The sequence below is a fragment of the Kaistia sp. UC242_56 genome (assembly GCF_044452255.1).
Classification (GTDB): Bacteria; Pseudomonadota; Alphaproteobacteria; order Rhizobiales; family Kaistiaceae; genus Kaistia; species Kaistia defluvii_A.
The window spans coordinates 1,125,129-1,150,410 of sequence record NZ_JBIOAN010000002.1; the positions used below are offsets into that span (position 1 = coordinate 1,125,129).

A 25,282-nucleotide genomic window follows, 5' to 3' on the forward strand; every position below is an offset into this window, starting at 1 on the left:
GAGCGGGAGAGGGCTGGGGTGAGGGGCTTGCTTCAATCCCATCTCCCGTCCCGCTCCGGCAGTCGTGATCCACATACGTCAATCGACGTATATGCTGCACCGCGAAAACTATCGGACAGTTCCCCTCACGAACGAGCCGGCATCGCCTTCCAGAACGCCAGGTCTCGTCTCGCGATTGTCGCAAGCCAACCGCTCCGCCCGGCCGCAAAAGCCGGGAAAAGGGCTGAACAGGGGGAATTGAGACCGATGAGCTATCTGAGCCGTACATTCGGCGCGATCGCAACGGCCGCCATGATTGGCGCCGGTGCAACGGGCGCCATCGCTGCGGAGGAGACCATCAAGGTCGGCGTCCTCCATTCGCTTTCGGGAACGATGGCGATCTCCGAAACCACGCTGAAGGACACCGTCCTGTTCCTCATCGACGAGCAGAACAAGAAGGGTGGCGTCCTCGGCAAGAAGCTCGAGGCGGTCGTCGTCGATCCGGCCTCGAACTGGCCGCTCTTCGCCGAGAAGGCGCGCGAACTGATCAGCCAGAACGGCGTCTCGGTCGTGTTCGGCTGCTGGACCTCGGTTTCCCGCAAGTCGGTCCTGCCGGTGTTCAAGGAACTCGACTCGATCCTGTTCTACCCCGTCCAGTACGAGGGCGAGGAATCCGAGCGCAACGTGTTTTACACGGGCGCCGCTCCGAACCAGCAGGCCATTCCCGCCGTCGATTACCTGATGAGCGAAGATGGCGGCTCGGTGAAGCGCTGGGTGCTCGAAGGCACCGACTACGTCTATCCGCGCACTACCAACAAGATCCTCGAAGCCTACCTGCTGTCGAAGGGCGTCGCCGCCGAAGACATCATGGTCAACTACACGCCGTTCGGCTTCTCCGACTGGCAGACCGAAGTCTCCGCCATCAAGAAGTTCGGTTCGGCCGGCAAGAAGACCGCCGTTGTCTCGACCGTCAACGGCGATGCGAACGTGCCGTTCTACAAGGAACTGGGCAACCAGGGCGTCAAGGCGACCGACATTCCGGTCGTGGCCTTCTCGGTCGGTGAAGAAGAACTCGCCGGCATCGACACCAAGCCGCTGGTCGGCCATCTCGCCGCCTGGAACTACTTCCAGTCGATCGACACGCCGGAGAACGCCGAGTTCATCAAGAAGTGGCGCGCCTTCATCGGCAACGACAAGCGCACCACCAATGACCCGATGGAAGCGACCGTCATCGGCTTCAACGCCTGGGTGAAGGCCGTCGAAAAGGCTGGCACGACGTCGCCGGACAGCGTCATCGACGCCCTGATCGGCGTCTCGGTGCCGAACCTGACCGGTGGCTTCTCGACCATCATGCCGAACCACCACATCACCAAGCCGGTCTATATCGGCGAGATCCAGGACGATGGCCAACTGGACGTCGTGTGGCAGACCCCGGGCCTGGTCGTCGGTGACGAATGGTCCGACTACCTGCCGGACTCCAAGGATCTGATCTCCGATTGGCGCGCGCCGATGTCCTGCGGCAACTTCAATGTCGCCACCGGCAAGTGCGGCGGCAAGGGTTCCTGACACCTTGCACCCCGCCTGAGCCAGACGGGAGGCGGCATGTCCGCCTCCCGTGCTGCCGAGTTCACGGGCCATGGTCGCCCGGTCTCGACGATCTGAGTTGCCCGCCGGGCGGGCGTCTCGAACCACGCACCATTTCCTGACACCCCGAGGCTTCGAGCCTGAGGACAATCCCGTGGTCGACATGATCTCCCGCTTCAAGACCCTTCTCGCCACCCTGGCTCTCGTTGTGCTTGCCGCCATTCCCGGGGCGCATGCCGACGATCTGAAGCCGCTGGTGGATGGGCTCGGAAAGTCCGGCTATGCCGCCATCCGGGAAGCCGTGGGCGCGCTCGCCGCGACCGGTGACCCGGCCGTGGCGCCGGTGCTGCAATCGCTCTCCGCCGGCGATCTCTATGTGCGCAAGTCCGATCGCGCCGTCTTCGCCGCCACCAAGGCCGAGGGCGGCTTCAAGCTGACCGATCCAGCGACCGGCGCCGATGCCGGCACCGCCACCTCCGGCGAAATCGACAAGATCAAGGTCAACAATGCCGTGCGCGAGACGGTGACCACGGCGCTCGGCTCGCTGACGCTGATGAGCCCCGATATCGCCAAGCGCCGCTCCGCCGCCGCCGACATGTTCCGCAATGGCGACCCGGCGCAGATCCCGCTGCTCGACCAGGCGATCACAAAGGAAACCGACCCCGGCATCGCCGCGACGCTGCAGCTGGCCCGGGCCGCCGCCGTCCTCAAATCCGACCAGCCCGACGCCGACAAGATCGCCGCCATCACCGTGCTGCAGACCAAGGGGGGCCGCGATGTGCTGGGACAGCTGACGGCGATCGAGGCGTCCTCGGCCGATGGCGCGGTCAAGACCGCCGCCGCCAATGCGCTTTCCTCGATCCGCGGCACGCTGAAGCTCTGGGACGGCGCGCAGAACATCCTCTACGGCGTCTCGCTCGGCTCGGTGCTGCTGCTCGCCGCCATCGGGCTTGCCATCACCTTCGGCGTCATGGGCGTCATTAACATGGCGCATGGTGAGATGGTCATGCTCGGCGCCTACACCACCTTCGTCGTGCAGGAGCTGATCCGCAACAACGTGCCCTGGCTGTTCGACTGGTCGCTGGCGATCGCGCTGCCGCTCGCCTTCCTGGTCGCCGGCCTGGTCGGCGTGCTGATCGAGCGCATGGTGATCCGCTATCTCTACGGCCGTCCGCTGGAAACCCTGCTCGCCACCTGGGGCGTGTCGCTGATCCTGCAGCAGGCGGTGCGCACCTGGTTCGGCCCCAATAACCGCGAGGTCGGCAATCCGTCCTGGATGTCGGGCGCGTTCGAGCTCGGCAATCTGACCATCACCTACAACCGCATGTGGATCGTCGTCTTCTCACTGGTCGTCTTCGCCGCGCTGATGCTGGTGCTGAAGCGCACCGCCTTCGGCCTGCAGACCCGCGCCGTGACGCAGAACCGGCCGATGGCCTCCTCCATGGGCATCCGCACGCCCTGGGTCGACGCGCTGACCTTCGGCCTCGGCTCGGGCATTGCCGGCATTGCCGGGGTGGCGCTGAGCCAGATCGACAATGTCAGCCCCAATCTCGGCCAAGGCTACATCATCGACTCATTCATGGTGGTGGTGTTCGGCGGCGTCGGCAATCTCTGGGGCACGCTGGTCGGCGCCTTCACGCTCGGCATCGCCAACAAGTTCCTCGAGCCCTATGCCGGCGCCGTGCTCGGCAAGATCCTGGTGCTCGTCTTCATCATCCTGTTCATCCAGAAGCGCCCGCGCGGCCTGTTCGCGCTCAAGGGCCGGGCGGTGGAAGCATGATCGGCCGGATGGTGGCGACGGCAGATAGTTTGCACCTCTCCCTGAGGGATAGGTCGACGGCCAAAGGCCGGCGGGTGAGGGTTTACGGCCTCACCGGTTGGTTCCCTAAACCCTCACCCGGCTCTGCGAGCCGACCTCTCCCTCAGGGAGAGGTGAAGAAAGGGCTCCAGTCATGATCACCGCCTTCATCCTGCGCGCCCTCGACCGCCGCACCTCGATCGTCCTGCTGGTCATCCTCGGCATCGGCATCCTGCTGCCGGTGCTGAACCTCGCCACCGACCCGTCGAGCCCGTTCCATGTCCCGACCTATGTCCTGACGCTGCTCGGCAAGTACCTGACCTATGCGCTGCTGGCGCTATCGGTGGATCTGGTCTGGGGCTTCTGCGGCATCCTCTCGCTCGGCCACGGCGCGTTCTTCGCGCTCGGCGGCTATGGCATGGGCATGTATCTGATGCGCCAGATCGGCGACCGCGGCACCTATGGCAATCCGATCCTGCCGGACTTCATGGTGTTCCTGAACTGGAAGGAACTGCCCTGGTTCTGGTACGGCTTCGACCACTTCTGGTTCGCCGCCCTCATCGTCCTGCTGGCGCCCGGCCTGCTCGCCTTCGTGTTCGGCTGGTTCGCCTTCCGCTCCCGCGTCACCGGCGTCTATCTGTCGATCATCACCCAGGCGATGACCTATGCGTTGCTGCTCGCCTTTTTCCGCAACGACATGGGCTTCGGGGGTAACAACGGGTTAACAGACTTCAAGGACATTCTGGGCTTCGACATCCAGGCGGATGCGACCCGTGGCGCCCTGTTCTTCGCCTCGGCGGCTGCCCTGGCGCTTGGCTTCTGGATCTGCCGCGCGGTGATCGCGTCCAAGTTCGGCAAGGTGCTGGTCGCCGTCCGCGACGCCGAGAGCCGCACCCGCTTCATCGGCTACCGGGTCGAGGGCTACAAGCTCGTGGTCTGGACGCTCTCGGCCATGATGGCCGGCGTCGCCGGCGCGCTCTACGTGCCGCAGATCGGCATCATCAATCCCGGCGAATTTGCGCCTGCCAACTCGATCGAGGCGGTGATCTGGGTGGCGGTCGGCGGCCGCGGCACACTGATCGGCCCGATCGTCGGCGCGCTGCTCGTCAATTTCGGCAAGACCTGGTTCACCTCCGGCATGCTGGCCGAATACTGGCTGTTCGTGCTGGGCGGCCTGTTCGTTCTGGTCACCCTGTTCCTGCCCAAGGGCGTCGTCGGCTCGCTGATGACGAAGGGAACGAGGAAGCCGGTCGAAAACCCCATCGAGGATGTCGTGGCGCCGGGTGTTCCTGCCGGCCAGGCAGCGGAGTGAACGTCATGACCGTCACCAACGAACCGACCCGCGTCGCCCATGCAAAAGCCAGGGATTCCCTGCTCTATCTCGATGGCGTCAGCGTTTCCTTCGACGGTTTCAAGGCCCTGCGCGGCCTGTCGCTGGTGATCGAGCCGGGCGAGATGCGGGCGATCATCGGCCCGAACGGCGCCGGCAAGACCACGATGATGGATGTGATCACCGGCAAGACCAAGCCGGACTCGGGCGACGTCTATTTCGCCGGCGACACCGACCTGACCCGCATGGACGAGGCCTCGATCGCCTCGCTCGGCATCGGAAGAAAGTTCCAGAAGCCGACCGTCTTCGAGAGCCACACGGTCTGGGACAATATCGACCTGGCGCTCGCCGGCGTGCGCAAGCCCTTTGCCACCCTGTTCCACCGCACGACAAAGGTCGAGATCGCGCGAGTGGAAGAAATCCTTGAGACCATCCGCCTGACCGACAAGCGAGACTGGCTCGCTGCCAATCTCTCGCATGGCCAGAAGCAGTGGCTGGAGATCGGCATGCTGCTGGCGCAGGAGCCGAAGCTGCTGCTGGTGGATGAACCCGCCGCCGGCATGACCGACGCCGAAACCGCCGAAACCGCGATCCTGCTCAAGGAGATCGCCAAGACGAAATCCGTCGTGGTGGTCGAGCACGACATGACCTTCGTCCGCGACCTCGGGGTCAAGGTCACGGTGCTGCATGAGGGCTCCGTGCTCTCGGAAGGCTCGCTCGACGTCGTCTCGGCGGATCCGAAGGTCATCGAAGTGTATCTGGGACGATAGACATGATCGCCGAGCCCTTAAGTACTATCGAAACCGCGGAAACTGCAAAGCCGGCGAAAAAGCGGGTGCGCGAGCCGAGGTTGCGCCGCTCCGCCGCCTGGAGCCTGACCGTCGCGCGACGCGTGGAACCGACAACCTTGCCGGAAGAGAAGGGCTGATCATGCTCGAAGCGAAGAACGTCGATCTGTTTTACGGCGCCGCTCAGGCGCTACGCCACGTCTCGCTCTCTGCCGAAACCGGCAAGGTGACGTGCCTGATGGGCCGCAACGGCGTCGGCAAGACCAGCCTGCTGCGCGCTATTGTCGGGCAGAAGCCGATTGCCGGCGGCGAGATCCTCTGGGAGGGCAAGCCGCTCGGCCGCATGGCGCCGCATGAGCGGGCCAAGGCCGGCATCGCCTATGTGCCGCAGGGGCGGGAAATCTTTCCGCTCCTGTCGGTGAAGGAAAATCTGGAAACGGGCTACGCACCGCTCGCGCGTCGCGATCGCAACATTCCCGATTATGTATTCGATCTGTTTCCGGTGCTGAAAGACATGCTTCGCCGTCGTGGCGGCGATTTGTCAGGCGGTCAGCAGCAGCAATTGGCCATCGGCCGGGCGCTTGTGATGCGACCACGTCTGCTCGTCCTCGATGAGCCGACGGAAGGCATCCAGCCGTCGATCATCAAGGATATCGGCCGCGCCATCACATGGCTCCGCCAGCAAGGCACGATGGCCATCCTGCTGGTGGAACAATATTTTGATTTCGCGCATGAGCTTGCCGATGATTTTGCCGTGATGGACCGCGGGGAGATCGTTGTCTCGGGACCGCAATCCGAAATGGGCTCGGAGATTGTCCGCGCCCATCTTACCGTATGAAGCAACGCTCCATGGCCTCGAGGTCGCGGCTGCGCCGGGTCTCGACCTTGCGCTCCATCTTGCGATAGAGCTTGCGGATGTCGTCGGAGTGAACGCCGTCGCTGGCCATCATCAACCCGATGATGGGGTCACGCAGCAATTCGTTGAGTGAAGCCTCCCGTGGGAAGCAGGCGGTGGAAACGTCCATGACGGTTCTCCTGATCTCGCTTCGATGAGGGGATACTAACCAGATCTATGTGCGGAATTTATGACGGAGTTCACACGCCGGGTTCACAATCGCTTGAGACATGGCGGTCCCCCGCGCCTGCGGACCCGACTTGTTGTTTTGCCGTCGAAACTTAGCGGCAACCGGCCGGCAGCGTGCCCGGCAGGATGACGGTCCCGCCGACCGAGAAGCGCTCGCTCTGGTTCTGGGTCAGCGTGGTCGACGTCCATGTGCCGGTATCGGCGACGCAGTTCGCCGAAGCCTGGCCGACCTCGATGTTGCCCGACAGGTTGGTCAGTTCGCCGGCAAGGTGAACCGCCTCGTTGCTGGAACTGACCACCTTCACCTTGTCGAAGCTGACATCGCCCAGCGCGCCGCCGAAGAAGGACGGGCCGTAGAGGTAGATGCCATGGGTTCCGGCATCGGTGATCTCGATGTTGGAGAAGGCGACGTCGGACGAGCCCATATTCATCATGATGCCGGCGCGGCTGGTGTCGCGGATCGTCGCGTTCGACACGGTGATGTCGCTGGCCGGGTCGGCGAAGGACGAGGGTCCGATGAACTGCAGCGCATTGACGCCGCCCGCCAGCGTTAGGCCGTCCATGCTGATGCCGGAACTCGCCATGATCACGATCAGGTCCATCGTCCGGTCCATCGCGGTGTTGTCGATCGACAGGTTCCGGATCGAGATGTCGGAGGCGCCGACGAACTGCAGCGCCTCGCGGCGGGTGTTGGTGATCGAGACGTTCTCGATCGTCAGGCCGGTCGTCGGGTTTGGCGCGCGCAGGCCGTAGATGTCGTTTTCCCAGTCGTCGATTTCATCGAAGGTCGCGTTGGCGAAGATGCCGTAAGTGACATCCCGGATTTCGACGTCGCGGATCGTGACGTCCTTGGCGGAGAACAGCGAGATCGCGGTGTTCGGGACACTGCGCTCGGGGTCGTAGATCGAGAATTCGCATTCGGTGTTGTTGGCGCAGATCGTGAGGTCGTGGATCCGGCTGCGTTCGATCAGCGCGCTGTCGACCTCGCTCAAGAGGATGCCGTTGCCGGCGGTCTGGGCGATGTCGAGATCGCGCAGGAAGATGTTCCCGACGCCGTCCGCGAGGATGCCGTCCCGGCCGCCGCGGATCGCGAGGCCAACCGCGCCGCTGTCACCGGCCATGGCCAGCACGTCCGCCGTGGGGGTGGTCCCGACCAGACGGGTCTCGGCGCCCGAGCGCGTGAAGGTTGCCGTGCCGCCACTGCGGGCGCCGATGATTTCGAGGCCGCCCTGGCCGCCGACCATGAACTGGCCGGAAGAAAGCAGCAGGGTCTGGTCGAGCTGCATCACGCCATCGGCGAGGATGAGCGCATTGTCGCCCGCCGCCGCGATGGCCTCGTTGATCGCCGTCGCGTTGCCGGTGGCTGAGGAGACGGTGCGGACATTGCCGACGACATTGCCGGTATCGGCATAGATCGCGGCTTCCGCGTCGCCCGTGGCGCCGACGGCGGTTCGGATGAAATCGGCGCGTTCGACGCGCTGCATCATCGGATCGCGATTGGCGAGCGCAGGGCCCGCCTTGCCGAGTGGGATGCGGAGTCGCGCGAGGAACTGGCCCTCGGCCTTGTCTTCATTGTCATAGCTGAAGCCGGCCGAGAGGCTGAAGGTCGAGCCCTGGGTGAAGCCGGGCAGATCGGCGAAGGACAACTCGGCGCGGGCGCTGACGCCCGTGATGTCGTCGAGGCGGTCGCCGTCATACCAGTAGCCGCCGCCATAGAGCATCATCTGCGCCGACGACTTGGCGTCGAACATCGGCAGCCGGAAACCGGCCTCGCCGTCAATGCCGCGCAGGGCCTGCTCCTGGCCGGCGCGGAACACCAGCCGTCCGGCCTCGATCAGCGCGGCGTTGGCGTCGGCGGCCGAGCCATATTTGTCGCCGAAGGGCAGGTAGCCGTTGAGTCGAAACACCATGTCGCGCGAGAGCAGCTCGGCGCCGGCGGAGATCTGGTGGAAGTCGTTGTCGCGTTCGGTACGGAGATAGTCGTAATAGCCATAGGCACCAACCGTCCAGACGCCGTCCAACTGCATCCGCCAGCCGAGGCCGGCGGAAAGCTGGTCCATCTGGTCGTTGTTCATGTGGCCGCGCAGATCACCGAAGCCGATCGAACGGTCGCCGAAGCCGAAGGGCAGGAAGATGTCGAAGCCGCCAATGGCGCCGTTTTCCTGGCCGCCTCCCAGGGTGATTTCGACAGTAGGTCCGACGGCGTCGGCCTTGGCGGAGGCCGTGATGGCGAGCGTAGACGCTGCGCAGAGCAGCGCGGCGATTGCGGAGGATCGCATGGTGCAGGTCCCGGTTCCAGTATGGGCCGGGATTTGAAACAATCGCCCGGCAATGACTGCCGGGCGGTATAGGATCGAATCAAGTCATTGAAAACACATATGTTTTCTAATTAGACCAATGAAAGACTGAGCTTACGCGACGCCAGCCGCCGCCTTGAAGGCTGCGACCAGCTTGCGGGCTCTTTCGCCAATATCGGCCGCCGTCATTCCCGGCTTGTAGATGTTCGAGCCGATGCCGAAACCGGCACAGCCGGCCTGGATGTAGTCGGCGAAGTTGGTCTCGTTGGCTCCCCCGACAGCGAGCACCGGCACGTGCTTCGGCAAGACGGCCTTCATCGCCTTGATGCCCGACGTGCCGATCAGCTCGGCCGGGAAGAACTTCAGCGCATCGGCGCCGGCGGCGAGCGCCGCGAAAGCCTCGGTGGGCGTGAAGACGCCGGGATAGGAATCCATCCGCAGCGCCTTGGTCTTGCGGATAACGGCGGTATCCGCATTGGGCGAAACGATGAGTTCGCCGCCGACATCCTTCACGGCCACGACATGCTCTTCGGTCAGCACCGTGCCGGCGCCGACCTTGGCGCGGCCGACGGCGCGCTTCACCATCGTCTCGATCGAAACGAACGGATCCGGCGAATTGAGCGGTACCTCGATCAGGGTGACGCCGGCCTCGACCAGCGCGTCGAAGGCCGCGTCGGCCTCGGCCGGGGTGATGCCGCGCAGGATCGCGACGATGGGGAGATGGGTGCCGAACAGGGGATGGGTCATCGTTTTCAATCTCAAAGAAGGCCGTTGGCGCGGGCGAGGCGGACAAGGCCGCGGCGGACGAGGGCGGAGCCGTCCCGGGTATCGGCCGGATGGCCGGCGACCTGGAAGGCGGCATGATAGGAGCGGGCGAGCGTGCGAGAGCCGATGATCCGGATCGGGCGGTTCGCATCGAGCAGGCCGATCTGGCGGGCGGCGGCGATCTCGCCGCCGATGACGAGGCCGGAGAGATAGGCGAGGTTGTCGTCGCCCGAGACGCCGTCCAGCAACTGGCGCACGCGCACGGAGAAGATGGCGCCAAGGAAGGGCAGACCCTCGGCGACGGTGCGCTTCACCGCGAGGGCGAAATGCGGCGAGCCGGCGATATCGTCGGCATCTTCCGCCACCGAATGGCGCAGGAACGACTTGCGCGCCAGCAGGTCGAACATCTCGCCGGTCAGGAAGGTCTGGAAGGTGGTGATCTCTCCCTTGGCGATGGCGGCCCATTTGGAATGCGTGCCCGGCAGGATGGCGATGCCCTCGAAATCGGGCTCCTCCTCCATCAGGCCGACCAGCTGCGTTTCCTCGCCGCGGATGACGTCGCCGTCGCGCGCTTCCGAACGCAGCACGAGCCCGGGGACGATTGCCATCGGGCGATGATCGGAGGTCTGGAAGGTCAGCAGCCCGCCGGCCAGCGCGTCGGGCGAGGTCGGCACCGGGACATAGGCGGCCTCATGCCAGCCCTGCCGGCTGCCGACCATGCCGGCCATGATCGCCGGAAGCTTCGGCCACTTGGCGACGAGCGCCTGGAACGCATCCTCGTGGCCGGCGCCGCCGAGCGATCCGATACCATCGGCGCTGTCCGCCTCGGCCAATACGCCGCCATCCCGGTCGAGCAACATGGCGCGGCAGCGGGTCGTGCCCCAGTCGACGGCAATGAGGGCGGCATTGGCAAAGGCGACGGGCATCGTTTGGTCCGTAAGTTCTAAATTATGTGAATCTGGAATGGTTGTTCGATGATCGGCGGGCGCTGTCAAGGCGACAGCAGGCCGCTGTCACTCCGCCTGGTAGTGGCGCAGCGTGATCGCGCGGTTCTTGAACAGGTCGACGTTCTGCGCCGCGGTGGCCAGGGTCATCGCCGTGCCGCGGTCGCGGATCGAGGGCGCAGCCTGGAAGCGGCGTTCGGCGGCCACATAGGCTTCCCATTGCTTCTGGGTGCCACGCAGGATCCCACGCGATCGGGCATCCAGAGTCGCGGAGAGAGCTGCGTAGGCGCGGACCATTTCCTGTTCCCAGCCTTCGCGCGCGGCCTGGAAGCAGGCGATCGCACCGGCCGTGCTGCTGGCTTCGGGCCCCTTCAGGCAGGCGGCGAGTTTCGCATCGATCGGATCGGCCTTGCTCTCCTGCGCCGAGGCGGGCGACGACAGGATGCCTGCCGCGAGGAACAGCAGGCCGGCCAGGATGGGGCGCATGGCGTTGAACTCCACCGTGAAGCAAATCAGTTGACGGGGATTTCGTCCCGAACCGGCGGCGCGGTCAATCCCGCGGCGCGGGACCGGTCGACCGGCGAATGACGAGGTCGACGGGCCAGAGTTCGTGGATGCTGGCCGGGGCGCGGCCATCCGCGATGATCTCCATCAGCAGCTCGGCCACCCGCGTTCCGGCGGCCCGGATCGACGAGCGCGTCGTCGACATGGTCGGCACCATGGCGTCGGGATTGAGGAAGGGGATGACGTCGTCATGGGCGATCAGCGATATGTCGCGGCCGAGTTCCAGCCCGGCTGAACGTATCGCGCGCAGGGTGCCGAGCGACATCATCATCGACGACACCAGCAGCGCGGTTGGGCGAGGGGTCTGGGCCAGGAAGCGGGCTGTGATCCGGTAGCCGGTCTCGTCCGTCATGACGCCTTCGGCGATCAGGCTTTCCTCGGCCGCAACGCCATGTTCGGCCAGCGCCTTGCGGAAGCCATGCTCGCGATGGGCGGCGAAGGTATGGCGGGTCTCGCCGTTAATCAGGCCGATGCGGCGATGGCCGAGATCGAGCAGATGCTGCGTGGCGTGCCGAAACGCGCCCTCATTGTCGATATCGAGCCAGGCATGCGGGATCGGACTTTCCGAGCGGCCATGCACGACGAAGGGCAGGCCGAGCTCGGTCAGGAGCGAGATGCGCGGGTCGTTGAAGGTCGGACTCGACACGATGACGGCGTCGACCCGCGAACTGATCGCCATGCGCCGGTAGGTCGCCATCTCGTCGCCGGCGCGAGAGGGCGACAGCACGATGTCGATCTCGTCCTTCATTAGCCTTTCGCCGAGGCCGGCCTGAAACTCGATATAGTTCGGGTCCAGCAGCAGGTTGCGGTCCGTCGGCAGAACAATACCGATGGCATTGTTGCGGCCGGTGGCGAGGCGGCGGGCGCTGGCATTGGGGCGATAGTCGTAGCGGCGCGCCGCGTCCAGCACGCGCTGCCGCGTTTCCTCATTGACCTCGGGGTAGCCGTTCAGCGCCCGGCTCACGGTCGTCTGCGAGAGACCGAGATGCAGCGCTAGTTCCTTCAGCCTCATGAGAAAATCCGTCCTCCCTGGAAAACATTCAAAGCGCTTTCAATCCACCGCGCAAGCGGACTTGCGGCGCTTATGGGAAATCTCTGCGCCATGTTGCGGTGCGTCATTGAAGGGCGTTTCAAAAATCGGCGATGATTCAAATAAGTATACTGTTTTATCATATGAATTTTCGGCTTTGGCATGTTGCATTGCACTGTCGCGCTTGCGCCGCCGGGGTTGACAGCGGAGCAGGTTGACGGTTTGAATGTCTTCAAAGCGCTTTGAGGAGGGCGGGCGGCATTCTGTCTCCGCCGAAGGTGCTTAGGGGGATGAGAAGCGACGTGTTCGCGGTGCGAGGCATCGGCGGGCGCGATGGCTTCGAGGCTCCTGTCATGGAATGTCTCTCAGGGAGGTTCTTTCAAATGAAGTTGCGCTCCGCGCTTATGGCCTTTGGTGCCGGCATTGTCCTGATGGGCAGCGCCGCCAATGCTGCCAATCTGTCGATCGTGTCCGGTGATACGGGCAACGGTCTCGCCGTGCTGCGCGAGCAGCTCGACATCTTCGAGAAGAACACCGGCAACAAGGTCACGATCGTGCCGATGCCGTCTTCGACGAGCGATCAGTTCGGTCAGTACAAGCTTTGGCTTGCCGCCGGCAACTCCGATATCGACGTCTACCAGACCGACGTGATCTGGGCGCCGCAGCTGTCGGACCAGCTCCTGGACCTGACGGACGCCACCAAGGATGTCGTCGGCGCGCATTTCCCGTCGATCATCGAATCGCAGACCGTGAACGGCAAGCTCGTCGCCCTGCCGATCTTCACCGATGCGCCGGCCCTCTACTATCGCAAGGACCTGCTCGAGAAGTACGGCAAGCAGCCGCCGAAGACCTGGGACGAACTCGCGGCCACCGCGAAGGAAGTCCAGGACAAGGAGCGCGAAGCCGGTTCGAAGGACATCTGGGGCTTCGTCTGGCAGGGCAATTCCTATGAAGGCCTGACCTGCAATGCCCTTGAATGGGTGAAGTCGAACGGCGGCGGCCAGATCATCGAGGCCGACGGTTCGATCTCGATCAACAATCCGCAGGCCGTCGCGGCGCTCGATCGCGCCAAGGGTTGGGTCAACACCATCTCGCCCCCGGGCGTCCTAGCCTATCAGGAAGAAGAAGCCCGCGGCGTCTGGCAGACCGGCAATGCCGTGTTCATGCGCAACTGGCCCTACGCTTACGGCCTCGGCAATGGCGCCGACTCGGCGGTGAAGGACAAGTTCGACGTCGTGCCGCTGCCGGCAGGCTCGGGCGAGGGCGCCAAGTCCGCTGCCACGCTGGGCGGCTGGAACCTGGCCGTCTCGAAGTACAGCAAGAGCCCGAAGGAAGCGATCGAGCTGGTCAAGTTCATCGCCTCGCCGGAAATGCAGAAGCTCAAGGCCCTGAAGGCCTCGAACCTGCCGACGATCCAGGCTCTCTATGACGATGCCGACATCGCCAAGGGCCAGCCGATCATCCCGCGTTGGAAGGAAGTGTTCCAGAACGCCGTGCCGCGTCCCTCGGCCCCTGCCAAAGTGAAGTACAATGAAGTCTCGTCCAATTTCTGGACCGCGACCCACGACACGCTCAGCGGCAATGGCTCGGCAGCCGACAATCTCGAAATGCTCGAAGCCAAGCTGACCAAGCTCAAGGGCGGTGGCTGGTAAGCCAGACGCCCGCATGACGGCATTCCCAACGAATGCCGTCATCGCAGCCTGATCTTTCGGCGTGGCGGACATTCGTTCGGTCCGCCATGCCCTTCCCGTTCATGCCGAGCCGTCGGTCCAAACAGCGAGAGCCGAGAACATGGCGGTAGCCGAGACAGTTGCTGCGCCCGTCGCAGGGATGCGCTCCGACCTGATGCGCCAGAGGGTGCGGTCAGCCTGGGTCTTTCTCGCCCCGATGCTCATCGTGCTGGCGATGGTGGCCGGATGGCCCCTGGTCCGAAGCATCTATTTTTCGTTCACCGACGCCTCGCTCGCCAATATCGACGCGGCGCAGTGGATCGGTTTCGAGAATTACCTGTCGATCACCCGGCTGAAGAGCGGCAAGGTTCTCTATGACGGCCTGCTCGCCGACCCGATCTGGTGGCGCGCCGTCTGGAACACCGTCAAATTCACCATCGTCTCGGTGACGCTGGAGACGATCTTCGGCACCATCGTGGCGCTCGTGCTCAACGCCGAGTTCAAGGGCCGCGGCATCGTCCGCGCTGCCATTCTCGTGCCGTGGGCGATCCCGACCGTCGTCTCCGCCAAGATGTGGAGCTGGATGCTCAACGACCAGTTCGGCATCATCAACGACGTGCTGATGAATCTCGGCATCATCTCGAGCAAGATCGCCTGGACCGCCAATCCGGACACGGCGATGTTCGCGGTGCTGCTGGTGGATATCTGGAAGACCACGCCCTTCATGGCGCTGCTGATCCTCGCCGGCCTGCAGATGGTGCCCGGCGATATCTACGAGGCGGCCCGGATCGACGGCGTGCATCCGGTCAAGGTGTTCTTCAGGGTGACGCTGCCGCTGATCCGGCCGGCCCTGATGGTCGCCGTGATCTTCCGCATGCTGGATGCGCTGCGCATCTTCGACCTGATCTACGTGCTGACGCCGAACAACTCCCAGACCAAGACGATGTCGGTCTATGCCCGCGAGAACCTGTTCGATTTCGACAAGTTCGCCTATGGCTCGGCCGCCGCGACCTTCCTGTTCCTGATCCTGGCGGTCATCACGGTGGTCTACATCGTTGTAGGACGCGTCAATTTCGATGGAGGCCGATAATGCTCTGGGCCCTTACCAAGCGGACGGCTTTCTACGCGCTGGTCCTGATCATCGTCTTCATCTCGGTGTTCCCGTTCTATTACGCGATCCTGACCTCGTTCAAATCCGGAACGGACCTTTTCCGGATCGATTACTGGCCGACCTCCTTCGCGCTGGACAACTACGTCTCGGTGCTGACCACCGGCAGCTTCCTGCGCAATCTCGGCAATTCGCTGCTGGTTTCGACGGTGGTGGTGGCGATCTCGCTGCTGCTTGCGGTGACCGCATCCTTCGCGCTCGCCCGCGTCCGTTTCCGCGGCCGCTCGCTGCTGCTCTTCACCATCCTGTCGGTGTCGATGTTCCCGCAGATCGCGGTGCTGGCCGGCCTGTTCGAGATCATCCGCTTCTTCGGCATCTTCAACACGCCGCTGGCGCTGATCTTCGCCTACATGATCTTCACCTTGCCGTTCACGGTCTGGGTGCTGACCACCTTCATGCGCGACCTGCCGATCGAGATCGAGGAAGCGGCCATCGTCGACGGGGCGTCGCCCTGGGTGATCATCACCAAGGTGTTCATGCCGCTGATGTGGCCGGCGCTGGTGACGACGGGCCTGCTCGCCTTCATCGCCGCCTGGAACGAGTTCCTGTTCGCCCTGACCTTCACCTCGTCCAACGCCACCCGCACGGTGCCGGTCGCCATCGCCTTGCTGTCCGGCGCCAGCCAGTACGAAATTCCCTGGGGCAACATCATGGCTGCGTCGGTCATCGTCACCGTGCCGCTGATCGCCCTGGTGCTCATTTTCCAACGCAAGATCATTTCCGGCCTGACCGCCGGCGGCGTGAAGGGCTGATCGAATGAATGAAGTCGTTTCCGGTGGCGTGATCGCCTCGCACGCCGCCGATGCGGACTGGTGGCGCGGCGCGGTCATCTACCAGATCTACCCGCGCTCGTTCCAGGATACGGACGGCGATGGCGTCGGCGACCTGAAGGGCATTGCTGCCCGGCTGGATCACATCGCCTCGCTCGGCGTCGATGCGATCTGGATCTCGCCCTTCTTCAAGTCGGCGATGAAGGACTTTGGCTACGACGTCTCCGACTATTGCGCCGTCGATCCGCTGTTCGGCACGCTGGAGGATTTCGACCACCTGATCACCGAGGCGCATGCGCGCGGCATCAAGGTGACGATCGACCAGGTGCTGTCGCACACCTCGGACCAGCATGCCTGGTTCAAGGAAAGCCGCTCGTCCAAGACCAATGCCAAGGCCAACTGGTTCGTCTGGGCCGACGCCAAGCCGGACGGCACGCCGCCCAACAACTGGCTGTCGATCTTCGGCGGCTCAGCCTGGGAATGGGACACGACGCGCTGCCAGTATTACCTGCACAACTTCCTGACCTCGCAGCCGGATATCAATTTCCACTGCATGGCGGCCCAGGACGCGCTGCTCGATTCGGTGGAGTTCTGGCTGAAGCGCGGCGTCGATGGCTTCCGCCTCGATACGGTGAACTTCTACGTCCATTCGCAGGGACTGGAGGACAACCCGCCTTCGAAGCCCGAGGATCGCAACTCGCCCGAGGCGCCCGCCGTCAATCCGTATAACTGGCAGGATCACATCCACGACAAGAGCCAGCCGGAAAATCTCGAATTCCTGAAGCGTCTCCGCGCGCTCCTGGACCGCTATCCCGGCCAGATGACGGTCGGCGAGATCGGCGACGGCCCGCGCTCGCTCCGCACGATGGCGGCCTATACCGCCGGCGGCGACAAGCTGCACATGTGCTACACCTTCGATTTCCTGAGCCCGATCTTCACGAAGGAACACTTCGTCAACCGGATCCAGGCGTTCGAAGCGATCGTCGGCGATGGCTGGCCCTGTTGGGCGTTCTCGAACCACGACATCGTCCGCCACGTTTCGCGCTGGACCCACGATGGCGAGTTCGATGCGGTTGCGAAGCTCGCCGCCGGCATTCTGCTGTCGCTGCGCGGCTCTGTCTGCCTTTACCAGGGCGAGGAACTCGGCCTGACCGAAGCCGATATCGCCTATGAGGATCTGCAGGATCCCTACGGCATCCGCTTCTGGCCGGAATTCAAGGGCCGCGATGGCTGTCGCACGCCGATGGTGTGGGAATCGAACGCCACCTATGCCGGCTTCTCCACCGCCAAGCCCTGGCTGCCGGTATCGCAGGAGCATGTCGCCCGCGCGGTCAACCGGGAGACCTCCGACCAGGCGTCGGTGCTGACGCATTACCGCAAGATGATCGCCTTCCGCCGCGCCCATCCGGCACTTCGGGACGGCTCGATCGCCTTCGTCGATTCGCCCGACAATGTCCTGGCCTTCATCCGGGAGGGCGCGGGCGAGAAGGTGCTCTGCGTGTTCAACCTCGGCAGCGCCAGCGCCAGCTTCGCGGTCCCGGCCGGGATCGATGTCACGGCGCTTCTGAACAGCGGCTTCGCGGGATTGCTCGACGCTTCGGGCCGCACCGTCGAACTCGGCGGACGCGACGCATTCTTCGGCAAGATCGCCTGAAACAAGAGAACGGGCACGGGAGAGAACAACATGGCCGGCTTGCTGCTACGCGATATCCGGAAGGCCTATGGCAACGTCAAGGTGCTGCACGGCATCGATCTCGACATCAAGTCGGGTGAGTTCGTCGTCTTTGTCGGTCCGTCCGGCTGCGGCAAGTCCACGCTGCTGCGCCTGATCGCGGGACTGGAGGATATCACCTCCGGCACGCTGCAGATCGACGGCAAGGTGGTGAACCAGTTGGCGCCGTCGAAGCGCGGCATCGCCATGGTGTTCCAGAGCTACGCGCTCTATCCGCACATGACGGTCTACGACAACATGGCCTTCGGCATGAAGCTCGGCGGCGGCGGCAAGGAAGAGATCGACCGCCGCGTCCGCGAGGCGGCCAATGTGCTGCAGATCACGCCCTATCTCGACCGCCTGCCGAAGCAGCTTTCCGGCGGCCAGCGCCAGCGAGTCGCCATCGGCCGGGCCATTGTGCGCGACCCCAAGGTGTTCCTGTTCGACGAGCCGCTTTCCAACCTCGACGCGGCGCTGCGCGTGCAGACACGTATCGAGATCAACAAGCTGCATGAGCGGATGGTCGGCGTGACGATGATCTACGTCACGCATGACCAGGTCGAGGCGATGACGCTCGCCGACCGCATCGTCGTGCTGAACGCCGGACGGGTGGAGCAGGTCGGCGCCCCGATGGAGCTCTACCACCACCCGGACAATCTTTTCGTCGCGAAGTTCCTCGGTTCGCCGTCGATGAATACCATTCCCTGCGTGATCGAATCCGGCGGCGCCAATCCGGTGGTTCGGCCGAATGGCTGCGACGCGATCCGCGTGCAGGCTTCAATCCCGGAAAGCGCTGCTGGTTCGAAGGGCACGTTCGGCGTTCGTCCCGAGGATCTCGAGGTCACCACCGGCGACGACGCGATCTTCCGCGGCACCATCGATATCGTCGAGCAGCTCGGCGAGGTGACGCTGATCTATGTCGATATCGGCACCGAAGAGCCGATCGTCGCCAAGCTCGAAAACGACATTCCCTTCACCAAGGGCGAGACGATCGCGCTGACCTCGCCGCTCCGGCATCTGCAGGTCTTCGACGAAAAGGGCGACGCCTACCGCCGGACCTGAGCCGACTGCCGCCGGCTGATCCCGTGGGGACTTGCATGACGGTGGCGGGCTCGCGTTAGCTGTCATGCAAACCGGGCTGCCCCGCGAGCGCGGGTCGGATCGGTATCATGGCCCGAACGGACGGGCAGTGTGGAAGGCAAGGAGGCGAGGCCTGACATGACGCTCACGCTCTACATGCATCCGCTGGCGTCTTACTGCCATAAGGCGTTGATCGCGCTCTACGAGAACGACACGCCGTTCAAGCCGCATTTCCTCGATCTCGGCGACCCGACCGTGCGGGCTGAATTCAACGCGCTCTGGCCGGTCGGCAAGATGCCGGTCCTGCTGGGTCATCGGCGCGAACAGACCGTGCCCGAAGCGACCGTCATCATCGAATATCTCGGCATCTATTATCCGGGGCCGACGCGCTTCGTCCCCGAAGATCCCGAGCGCGCCTGGCAGACCCGGCTCTCCGACCGCTTCTATGATCTCTACGTGCATGAGCCGATGCAGCGGATCGTCGCCGACCGGCTGCGCCCGGACGGGAGCAAGGATCCCTTCGGCGTCGAGGCGGCGAGGGCGACGCTCAGGACCTCCTACGACATGCTCGAGAAGCAGATGGGACAGCGCTTCTGGGCGATGGGAGAGACCTTCTCGCTCGCCGATTGCGCCGCCGCGCCGGCGCTGTTCTACGCCGACAAGGTACAGCCTTTTGGCGAGACGCATCCGGCGCTGGCCGGCTATTTTGGCCGGCTGCTGGACCGGCCCTCCTATGCCCGCGTGCTCGAAGAGGCCAAGCCGTATTTCGACATGTTCCCCGGCTAGTACCCGATCGAGCGAGCGGTCCTGCGCATCGCCAGGCGACGGACCGGCGTTACTGCGCGAAGGGGGCGAGGGCGCTTTGGCAGCGGGGTGAGAGCGACGCGGCGTTGGCCTTCAGGCAGGCGATCACATTGCCGCCGCCGATCGGAACACCGCCGCAATAGGTGCGGAAGTCCCGCCGGCACGACTGCCGGATCAGCGCGGCTTCCTGGCGCGGCGCCAGATCGGCAGCAGGAGGCGCTGCCGCAGCGACGGGTGCCTTCGCGGCTGGAGACTTGGCGGCCGGAGTCTTGGCGACGGGCGTCTTGGCCGCTGGCGCTGACCCCGTTGTGGTGGCGGGGGCAGCAGCCGCCGTACCGGATCTGGCTTCCCCGCTGGCAGGAGCGGCATCCGCGGGCGTCGTCGCAGCGCTGCCGCTGACGGCCTGCACGGCCGTGCGGCAGGCGTCCGACAGCTTGGCGACGTTCTGCTGCAGGCAGTCGAGCGCCGGCTTGCCGCCGGGCGGCACACTGGCGCAATAGGCCCTGTAATCGCTCGGGCAGGCGGACCGGATCGCCGATTGCTGCGCCTTGCTCGGCGCCTGCGCCATGGCGAGTTGGCTACCGAAGGCCAGGGCGAAGATCGCGGCGGCAACGATCGGCAGCGCTTGGAGAATAGACCGGCTCATGAAGTCCTCCCGAAAAGGAGGATTTCTTACCACGGACCTTCCGTTACGGCAATTTGCGCAAGCCGAGACCTTCCGACGTTCGGCTGACCTGTTGGCGCAGGCGATTCTCTACTGTTCCGGGACATTCTCGGGCTCGAGAAATTCCAGGCGGTTGCCGAACGGGTCGGTGAGATAGAAGCGTCGATAGCCGGCGAGGGGCTCGTCGTCCTGTGGCGACTGCCCGTTGGCGACGAGGTGTTGCCGGAGGCCATCGAGATCGCGAACGAGAAAGGCTGGATGCGCCTTTTTGGCTGGACGAAAGTCGCTTTCGACACCGAGATGCAGCTGGCGGCTGCCGGTCTGGAACCAGGCGCCGCCGCGGCTTGCCAGATTGGCCGGCTTGGCCACTTCCGGCAGGCCGAGGAGATCGCCGTAGAAGCCACGTGCTTGGTTTTCGCCGCCTGCCGGCATGGCGAGCTGGACATGGTCGATGTCGAGGATCGGCATGCGACCTCCTTCGAGAACGGAAAAATCCGGGACGCGCGGCGCGCCCCGGATAGGCGCATATCAGCCGTCGATCTTGAACACGTTTTCGGCCACGCCCGCGACATCGAGCTCGACGGCGAACAGGCCGCCGGCCAGGCGCTCCAGCGGGCCGTCACCGCCCTGTGCCGTGGTGATGTAGAGCGTCTTCAGCTCGGCGCCGCCAAAGGTGCAGTTGGTGATGTTGGAGACAGGCATGTCCAGGACGCGGTCGACCTTGCCGTCCGGGGTGATGCGGACGATGCAGCCGCCATGATAGCGGCAATTCCAAACATGGCCTTCGCTGTCGATCTGCGAGCCGTCGGGCGCGCCGCGGTCGAAACCCTGGAACCAGATGGCCGGGTCGCTGACTGCGCCCGTCGCCGGGTCGTAGGCATACGCCCAGATCTCGTTCTTCATCGTGTCGCCGGTATAGAATCGGTTGCGCGACAGATCCCAGCACATGGTGTTGGAGATGCCGATCGCCGACCGGATCGTCTCGCTGGCGCCGTCCTTGGTCACGCGGTAGAGGCCGCCCAGCGCATCGTCGGTAATGTCGACGCCGGAGCCGTCCGGGCCGACATTGTTGAACATCGAGCCGACGACCAGATTGCCGAACGGGTCGGGCCGGCCATCATTCAGCCGTGCCTTCGGTGTGTTCTTCTCGGGATATGCGAAATCGGCGCGGGCGTCCTTGGCCGGCTGCCAGAGGATCACCTTGGACCCCAGGGCGAGAATCAGGGTGCCGGGCCGATCGGTGAGGCCGATCGTCGTCACGGGCTCATCGAACAGCCAGTTCTGCGTGGCCCGGGTTGCCGGATCGTAGCGATGGACGAGGAAACGATTGATGTCGGTCCAGTACACGGCCTGCTCGGCGGCGTTCCAGACGACGCCTTCTCCGCAACGATCGCCCGCAGGCACAACGCAAACCGGATCCGCCATTGATTTTTCCCCTTGGCCCGCCCGATGCGGGTCTCGTCCAAATGCCTGAAATCGCATAGCGTGATGTGAAAGCCATCACACGCGAATCTTGTCGCAAAGATTTTATTTCGGTGCTCTAATTTTTTCCCTCAACTTATGAAGCGGATTTGATTAGGACACTGAACAGACCAGTTGAGGTCCGGCTGACTCCGGAAAGAGGGATTTCATGACAAGTCGTATCATCGCCGTCGACCCCTTCGATCTCGTCGTCTTCGGCGCTACCGGCGATCTCGCCTACCGCAAACTCATGCCGGCGTTGTATCACCGCCATCGCGACGGTCAGATCCCCGAGGTCGCGCGGATCATCGGCGTCTCGCGCCGTCCCATGAGCGACGAGGACTACCAGAAGCTGACGGAAGCGGCGCTGGAGAAGTTCGTGCCGGCCGACGAGCGCGAGCCCGAACAGGTCGCCTCGTTCCTGAAGCGCATCACCTATGTCGCTGTCGACGCCACCGCCGAAAAGGCCGGCTGGCCCGAACTCGCCAAGGCGCTGGAAGGCGGCAAGGATCGCATTCGCGCCTTCTATCTCGCCGTGGCGCCCGACCTGTTCGGCATCATCTGCGAGGGGCTTGGCGCCCATCACCTCGTGACGCCGAAGACCCGCGTCATCATCGAGAAGCCGATCGGCAAGAGCCTCGCTTCCGCCAACGCCCTGAACGATTCGATCGGCAAGGTGTTCAAGGAAAGCCAGATCTACCGTATCGACCATTATCTCGGTAAGGAGACGGTGCAGAACCTCATGGCGCTTCGCTTTGCGAATGCGCTGTTCGAGCCGGTCTGGAATGCCAACCACATCGATCATGTGCAGATCACGGTCGCCGAAAGCCTCGGCGTCGAGGGTCGCGCGGGCTATTACGACACCGCCGGCGCGCTGCGCGACATGGTGCAGAACCACATCCTGCAGCTCGTCTGCCTCGTCGCCATGGAGCCGCCGGGCCGGTTCGATGCCGATGCGCTGCGGGACGAGAAGCTCAAGGTGCTGCGCTCGCTCAAGCCGATCGTCGATGGCGATGTCGAGACGGTCACCGTGCGCGGCCAGTACAAGGCTGGTGCCTCCGCCGGCGGGCCGGTTCCGGGCTATCTCGAAGAGCTCGGCAACGAGGAATCGACGACCGAGACCTTCGTCGCCGTCAAGGCAGAGATCGAGAACTGGCGCTGGGCCGGCGTGCCCTTCTATATCCGCACCGGCAAGCGGCTGCCCTCGCGCCTGTCCGAGATCGTCGTCAACTTCAAGGCGATTCCGCACTCGATCTTCGAAGGCGCTGCCGGCCAGCTCGCGTCCAACCAGCTGATCATGCGCCTGCAGCCCGATGAGGGCGTGCGTCTCTGGCTGATGATCAAGGATCCGGGCCCGGGCGGCATGCGTCTTCGCCATGTGCCCCTCGACATGAGCTTTGCCGAGACCTTCAAGATCCGCAGTCCCGAAGCCTATGAACGGCTGATCATGGACGTCATCCGCGGCAACGCCACGCTGTTCATGCGGCGCGACGAGGTCGAGGCGGCGTGGAAGTGGATCGATCCGATCCTCGACGGCTGGGCCAATTCGCGCGAGGCGCCGAAGGCCTATACGGCGGGTACCTGGGGGCCATCCTCCTCGATCGCCCTGATCGAGCGCGACGGACGCACCTGGCACGAAGAAGGCGCCTGAGCAGCCACCTCGCCCGTCTGAAGGCGAGGGGCTCTGACCATCTTCCGAGCGAACGGCTGGCGTTTGCGGCATGAAGACGGGTCAAGGCAGGAATGGGGAGCCTTTCGTCGTTTCCGGGCGGTGAAGGGCTCCAGGCCAGAAATCGACCGAGCGGGAAACCCTCTTCCCGCTCATGGAGGGGGTTCGGCGAGGGGTTTGGAGCGAGCAGGCGCCACCCTGCTTCTCACCCGTTACGGACGTCCAGGAGACACCACATCATGACCATCCACCCCAAGGTCCTCGAAGTGACCGATCGGATCCGCGCCCGCAGCGAAAAGGCGCGCGGGTTGTATCTCGATCGCCTGGCGGCCGCCAGCGAAGCCGGACCGCGTCGCGCCTCGCTCGCCTGTGGCAACCAGGCCCATGGCTTCGCGGCCTGCGGGCCGGGCGACAAGGCCGTGCTGAAGGGCGACATCTCGCCCAATCTCGGCATCATCACCGCCTATAACGACATGCTGTCGGCGCATCAGCCCTACGAGACCTATCCCGAGCTGATCCGCCAGGCGGCGCGGGAAGTCGGCGGCGTGGCGCAGGTCGCCGGCGGCGTGCCCGCCATGTGCGACGGCGTCACCCAGGGCCAGACCGGCATGGAGCTGTCGCTGTTCTCGCGCGACGCCATCGCCATGTCGGCGGCGATCGGCCTGTCGCACAACACCTATGATGCCGCCGTCTTCCTCGGCATCTGCGACAAGATCGTGCCCGGCCTGCTGATCGCGGCGCTTTCCTTCGGCCACCTGCCGGCGGTGTTCATCCCGGCCGGCCCGATGACCTCCGGCCTGCCGAACAGCGAGAAGGCGCGCATCCGCCAGCTCTATGCCGAGGGCAAGGCCACCCGCGCCGACCTGCTCGAAGCCGAAAGCGCCTCCTATCATGGCCCTGGCACCTGCACCTTCTACGGCACGGCCAATACCAACCAGATGCTGATGGAGATCATGGGCCTGCATCTGCCAGGCTCGTCCTTCGTCAACCCGAACACGCCGCTGCGCGACGCGCTGACCAAGGCCGCCGCTAAGCGTGCGCTGGCGATCACCGCGCTCGGCAACGAGTTCACGCCGATCGGCGAGATCATCGACGAGAAGGCCGTGGTGAACGGCGTCGTTGGCCTCAACGCCACGGGTGGTTCGACCAACCACACGCTGCATCTGGTGGCGATGGCCAAGGCCGCTGGCATCCAGCTGACCTGGGACGATTTCTCCGACCTTTCCGACGTCGTGCCGCTGCTGACGCGCGTCTATCCGAACGGCCTGGCCGACGTGAACCATTTCCACGCCGCCGGCGGCATGAGCTTCCTGATCCGCGAATTGCTGCAGGCCGGCCTGCTGCACGAGGACGTCAAGACCGTCTGGGGCGCGGGACTGAGCGGCTACACGGTCGAGCCGAAGATCGACGAAGCCGGCGTGATCGCGTGGCGCGAGGGTGCGACCACCAGCCTCGACGAGAAGGTACTGGCGCCGGTCTCCAAGGCATTCCAGGCTTCTGGTGGCCTCAAGGTGCTGGAGGGCAATCTCGGCCGCTCCGTCATCAAGGTCTCGGCCGTGAAGGTCGATCGTCACGTCATCGAGGCGCCAGCCCGCGTGTTCCACACGCAGGACGCTTTGCTGGCCGCCTTCAAAGCGGGCGAGCTGACCGAGGACTTCATCGCCGTCATCCGCTTCCAGGGCCCCCGCGCCAATGGCATGCCGGAGCTGCACAAGCTGACGCCGACGCTGGCGGTGCTGCAGGATCGGGGCCTCAGGGTGGCGCTGGTCACCGACGGGCGCATGTCCGGCGCCTCCGGCAAGGTCCCGGCGGCGATCCACGTCACGCCGGAGGCGGCCGCCGGCGGGGCGATCGGCAAGGTTCGGGACGGCGACATGGTGCGCCTGGACGCCGTGACGGGAACGCTGGAGGTGCTGGTCGATCCCGCGACCTTCACCGCGCGCGAACTGGCGGTGGCGGATATGACTGGCAACGAGTTCGGCCTCGGCCGCGAACTGTTCGCCATGTTCCGCGCCAATGCGGCCCCGGCCGAGCTCGGCGCGGGCGTATTCTAGCGGCTCGCCCCCTCAATCCACCTCGCTGCCTCTCCGGAGGCGGCGGGGGTAGCGAACTCGTTTAAGGC

At 64.6% G+C, this 25,282-nt stretch carries 23 protein-coding genes; 14 read left to right on the plus strand and 9 right to left on the minus strand.

What is annotated here, in order from left to right:
* The first annotated feature begins 291 nt into the window (after positions 1-291).
* The 6 genes from urtA to urtE all read left to right on the plus strand — a co-directional run bounded on the left by urtA (position 292) and on the right by urtE (position 6,317).
* Complete coding sequence (gene urtA / locus ACHMWQ_RS08010; protein ID WP_354552798.1) at positions 292-1,545, plus strand: urea ABC transporter substrate-binding protein; 1,254 nt, start codon at positions 292-294, stop codon at positions 1,543-1,545.
* A gap of 181 nt (positions 1,546-1,726) precedes the next feature.
* Complete coding sequence (gene urtB, locus ACHMWQ_RS08015) at positions 1,727-3,343, plus strand: urea ABC transporter permease subunit UrtB (protein WP_396309413.1); 1,617 nt, start codon at positions 1,727-1,729, stop codon at positions 3,341-3,343.
* 172 nt (positions 3,344-3,515) lie between these two features.
* Complete coding sequence (gene urtC, locus ACHMWQ_RS08020) at positions 3,516-4,673, plus strand: urea ABC transporter permease subunit UrtC (protein ID WP_396307043.1); 1,158 nt, start codon at positions 3,516-3,518, stop codon at positions 4,671-4,673.
* Between the two features lie 5 nt (positions 4,674-4,678).
* Positions 4,679-5,461, plus strand: coding sequence for an urea ABC transporter ATP-binding protein UrtD (gene urtD / locus ACHMWQ_RS08025; protein ID WP_396307044.1), 783 nt, complete (start codon positions 4,679-4,681; stop codon positions 5,459-5,461).
* A gap of 2 nt (positions 5,462-5,463) precedes the next feature.
* Positions 5,464-5,619 (plus strand): hypothetical protein, encoded by a 156-nt coding sequence (locus tag ACHMWQ_RS08030; protein WP_396307045.1) that lies wholly within the window; start codon positions 5,464-5,466, stop codon positions 5,617-5,619.
* Between the two features lie 2 nt (positions 5,620-5,621).
* Positions 5,622-6,317: an urea ABC transporter ATP-binding subunit UrtE gene (urtE, locus tag ACHMWQ_RS08035; RefSeq protein ID WP_266330876.1), complete on the plus strand. Its 696-nt coding sequence runs from the start codon at positions 5,622-5,624 to the stop codon at positions 6,315-6,317.
* Here urtE and ACHMWQ_RS08040 read toward each other — a convergent pair.
* The 6 genes from ACHMWQ_RS08040 to ACHMWQ_RS08065 form a co-directional block, all read right to left on the minus strand.
* Positions 6,307-6,504, minus strand: coding sequence for a hypothetical protein (locus tag ACHMWQ_RS08040; RefSeq protein WP_354552208.1), 198 nt, complete (start codon positions 6,502-6,504; stop codon positions 6,307-6,309). The genes urtE and ACHMWQ_RS08040 overlap by 11 nt on opposite strands.
* A gap of 151 nt (positions 6,505-6,655) precedes the next feature.
* Complete coding sequence (locus tag ACHMWQ_RS08045; RefSeq protein WP_396307046.1) at positions 6,656-8,842, minus strand: right-handed parallel beta-helix repeat-containing protein; 2,187 nt, start codon at positions 8,840-8,842, stop codon at positions 6,656-6,658.
* A 132-nt stretch (positions 8,843-8,974) separates the two neighbouring features.
* Positions 8,975-9,607, minus strand: a complete 633-nt coding sequence (locus tag ACHMWQ_RS08050) for a 2-dehydro-3-deoxy-6-phosphogalactonate aldolase (protein ID WP_396307047.1) — start codon at positions 9,605-9,607, stop codon at positions 8,975-8,977.
* Positions 9,608-9,618: 11 nt separating this feature from the next.
* A complete protein-coding gene (locus ACHMWQ_RS08055) occupies positions 9,619-10,551 on the minus strand; it encodes a 2-dehydro-3-deoxygalactonokinase (protein ID WP_354552212.1) in 933 nt (310 codons plus the stop codon).
* An 87-nt stretch (positions 10,552-10,638) separates the two neighbouring features.
* Positions 10,639-11,055 carry a lysozyme inhibitor LprI family protein gene (locus ACHMWQ_RS08060; RefSeq protein WP_396307048.1) on the minus strand — a complete coding sequence of 139 codons (417 nt, stop codon included), beginning with the start codon at positions 11,053-11,055 and terminating at the stop codon, positions 10,639-10,641.
* Positions 11,056-11,119: 64 nt separating this feature from the next.
* Positions 11,120-12,145 (minus strand): substrate-binding domain-containing protein, encoded by a 1,026-nt coding sequence (locus ACHMWQ_RS08065; protein ID WP_396307049.1) that lies wholly within the window; start codon positions 12,143-12,145, stop codon positions 11,120-11,122.
* 422 nt (positions 12,146-12,567) lie between these two features.
* Here ACHMWQ_RS08065 and ACHMWQ_RS08070 point away from each other — a divergent pair, with 422 nt between their 5' ends.
* From ACHMWQ_RS08070 to ACHMWQ_RS08095, 6 genes are all read left to right on the plus strand, one after another.
* Positions 12,568-13,815 (plus strand): ABC transporter substrate-binding protein, encoded by a 1,248-nt coding sequence (locus ACHMWQ_RS08070; protein ID WP_396309414.1) that lies wholly within the window; start codon positions 12,568-12,570, stop codon positions 13,813-13,815.
* A 139-nt stretch (positions 13,816-13,954) separates the two neighbouring features.
* Entirely contained in the window at positions 13,955-14,923 is a 969-nt protein-coding gene (locus ACHMWQ_RS08075; RefSeq protein WP_396307050.1) for a carbohydrate ABC transporter permease, read from the plus strand.
* Entirely contained in the window at positions 14,923-15,753 is an 831-nt protein-coding gene (locus tag ACHMWQ_RS08080) for a carbohydrate ABC transporter permease (protein WP_354552217.1), read from the plus strand. Before ACHMWQ_RS08075 ends, ACHMWQ_RS08080 begins: the two co-directional genes overlap by 1 nt.
* A 4-nt stretch (positions 15,754-15,757) precedes the next feature.
* Positions 15,758-17,425, plus strand: a complete 1,668-nt coding sequence (locus tag ACHMWQ_RS08085) for an alpha-glucosidase family protein (protein ID WP_396307051.1) — start codon at positions 15,758-15,760, stop codon at positions 17,423-17,425.
* A gap of 30 nt (positions 17,426-17,455) precedes the next feature.
* The gene (locus ACHMWQ_RS08090) at positions 17,456-18,544 is read left to right on the plus strand and encodes an ABC transporter ATP-binding protein (protein ID WP_396307052.1); all 1,089 of its coding nucleotides are present in this window, start codon (positions 17,456-17,458) and stop codon (positions 18,542-18,544) included.
* Positions 18,545-18,700: 156 nt separating this feature from the next.
* Positions 18,701-19,348: a glutathione S-transferase family protein gene (locus ACHMWQ_RS08095; RefSeq protein WP_396307053.1), complete on the plus strand. Its 648-nt coding sequence runs from the start codon at positions 18,701-18,703 to the stop codon at positions 19,346-19,348.
* Between the two features lie 49 nt (positions 19,349-19,397).
* On the opposite strand, the gene ACHMWQ_RS08100 is transcribed toward ACHMWQ_RS08095, so the two are convergent.
* The 3 genes from ACHMWQ_RS08100 to ACHMWQ_RS08110 form a co-directional block, all read right to left on the minus strand.
* Entirely contained in the window at positions 19,398-20,012 is a 615-nt protein-coding gene (locus tag ACHMWQ_RS08100) for a cysteine rich repeat-containing protein (protein WP_396307054.1), read from the minus strand.
* A 108-nt stretch (positions 20,013-20,120) separates the two neighbouring features.
* Positions 20,121-20,498 (minus strand): VOC family protein, encoded by a 378-nt coding sequence (locus tag ACHMWQ_RS08105; protein WP_396307055.1) that lies wholly within the window; start codon positions 20,496-20,498, stop codon positions 20,121-20,123.
* 60 nt (positions 20,499-20,558) lie between these two features.
* Positions 20,559-21,455 carry an SMP-30/gluconolactonase/LRE family protein gene (locus ACHMWQ_RS08110; RefSeq protein WP_396307056.1) on the minus strand — a complete coding sequence of 299 codons (897 nt, stop codon included), beginning with the start codon at positions 21,453-21,455 and terminating at the stop codon, positions 20,559-20,561.
* A gap of 205 nt (positions 21,456-21,660) precedes the next feature.
* Between ACHMWQ_RS08110 and zwf the strand changes: the two genes are divergently transcribed.
* Entirely contained in the window at positions 21,661-23,142 is a 1,482-nt protein-coding gene (gene zwf / locus ACHMWQ_RS08115; RefSeq protein WP_396307057.1) for a glucose-6-phosphate dehydrogenase, read from the plus strand.
* Between the two features lie 257 nt (positions 23,143-23,399).
* Positions 23,400-25,214 (plus strand): phosphogluconate dehydratase, encoded by a 1,815-nt coding sequence (edd, locus tag ACHMWQ_RS08120; protein WP_396307058.1) that lies wholly within the window; start codon positions 23,400-23,402, stop codon positions 25,212-25,214.
* The last annotated feature ends 68 nt before the right edge of the window (positions 25,215-25,282 follow it).

Coding starts and splice junctions, on each gene's coding strand:
- urtA (WP_354552798.1), top strand. CDS start 292: ATGATTGGCGCCGGTGCAACGGGCGCCATCGCTGCGGAGGAGACCATC.
- urtB (WP_396309413.1), top strand. CDS start 1,727: ATGATCTCCCGCTTCAAGACCCTTCTCGCCACCCTGGCTCTCGTTGTG.
- urtC (WP_396307043.1), top strand. CDS start 3,516: ATGATCACCGCCTTCATCCTGCGCGCCCTCGACCGCCGCACCTCGATC.
- urtD (WP_396307044.1), top strand. CDS start 4,679: ATGACCGTCACCAACGAACCGACCCGCGTCGCCCATGCAAAAGCCAGG.
- ACHMWQ_RS08030 (WP_396307045.1), top strand. CDS start 5,464: ATGATCGCCGAGCCCTTAAGTACTATCGAAACCGCGGAAACTGCAAAG.
- urtE (WP_266330876.1), top strand. CDS start 5,622: ATGCTCGAAGCGAAGAACGTCGATCTGTTTTACGGCGCCGCTCAGGCG.
- ACHMWQ_RS08040 (WP_354552208.1), bottom strand. CDS start 6,504: ATGGACGTTTCCACCGCCTGCTTCCCACGGGAGGCTTCACTCAACGAA.
- ACHMWQ_RS08045 (WP_396307046.1), bottom strand. CDS start 8,842: ATGCGATCCTCCGCAATCGCCGCGCTGCTCTGCGCAGCGTCTACGCTC.
- ACHMWQ_RS08050 (WP_396307047.1), bottom strand. CDS start 9,607: ATGACCCATCCCCTGTTCGGCACCCATCTCCCCATCGTCGCGATCCTG.
- ACHMWQ_RS08055 (WP_354552212.1), bottom strand. CDS start 10,551: ATGCCCGTCGCCTTTGCCAATGCCGCCCTCATTGCCGTCGACTGGGGC.
- ACHMWQ_RS08060 (WP_396307048.1), bottom strand. CDS start 11,055: ATGCGCCCCATCCTGGCCGGCCTGCTGTTCCTCGCGGCAGGCATCCTG.
- ACHMWQ_RS08065 (WP_396307049.1), bottom strand. CDS start 12,145: ATGAGGCTGAAGGAACTAGCGCTGCATCTCGGTCTCTCGCAGACGACC.
- ACHMWQ_RS08070 (WP_396309414.1), top strand. CDS start 12,568: ATGGCCTTTGGTGCCGGCATTGTCCTGATGGGCAGCGCCGCCAATGCT.
- ACHMWQ_RS08075 (WP_396307050.1), top strand. CDS start 13,955: ATGGCGGTAGCCGAGACAGTTGCTGCGCCCGTCGCAGGGATGCGCTCC.
- ACHMWQ_RS08080 (WP_354552217.1), top strand. CDS start 14,923: ATGCTCTGGGCCCTTACCAAGCGGACGGCTTTCTACGCGCTGGTCCTG.
- ACHMWQ_RS08085 (WP_396307051.1), top strand. CDS start 15,758: ATGAATGAAGTCGTTTCCGGTGGCGTGATCGCCTCGCACGCCGCCGAT.
- ACHMWQ_RS08090 (WP_396307052.1), top strand. CDS start 17,456: ATGGCCGGCTTGCTGCTACGCGATATCCGGAAGGCCTATGGCAACGTC.
- ACHMWQ_RS08095 (WP_396307053.1), top strand. CDS start 18,701: ATGACGCTCACGCTCTACATGCATCCGCTGGCGTCTTACTGCCATAAG.
- ACHMWQ_RS08100 (WP_396307054.1), bottom strand. CDS start 20,012: ATGAGCCGGTCTATTCTCCAAGCGCTGCCGATCGTTGCCGCCGCGATC.
- ACHMWQ_RS08105 (WP_396307055.1), bottom strand. CDS start 20,498: ATGCCGATCCTCGACATCGACCATGTCCAGCTCGCCATGCCGGCAGGC.
- ACHMWQ_RS08110 (WP_396307056.1), bottom strand. CDS start 21,455: ATGGCGGATCCGGTTTGCGTTGTGCCTGCGGGCGATCGTTGCGGAGAA.
- zwf (WP_396307057.1), top strand. CDS start 21,661: ATGACAAGTCGTATCATCGCCGTCGACCCCTTCGATCTCGTCGTCTTC.
- edd (WP_396307058.1), top strand. CDS start 23,400: ATGACCATCCACCCCAAGGTCCTCGAAGTGACCGATCGGATCCGCGCC.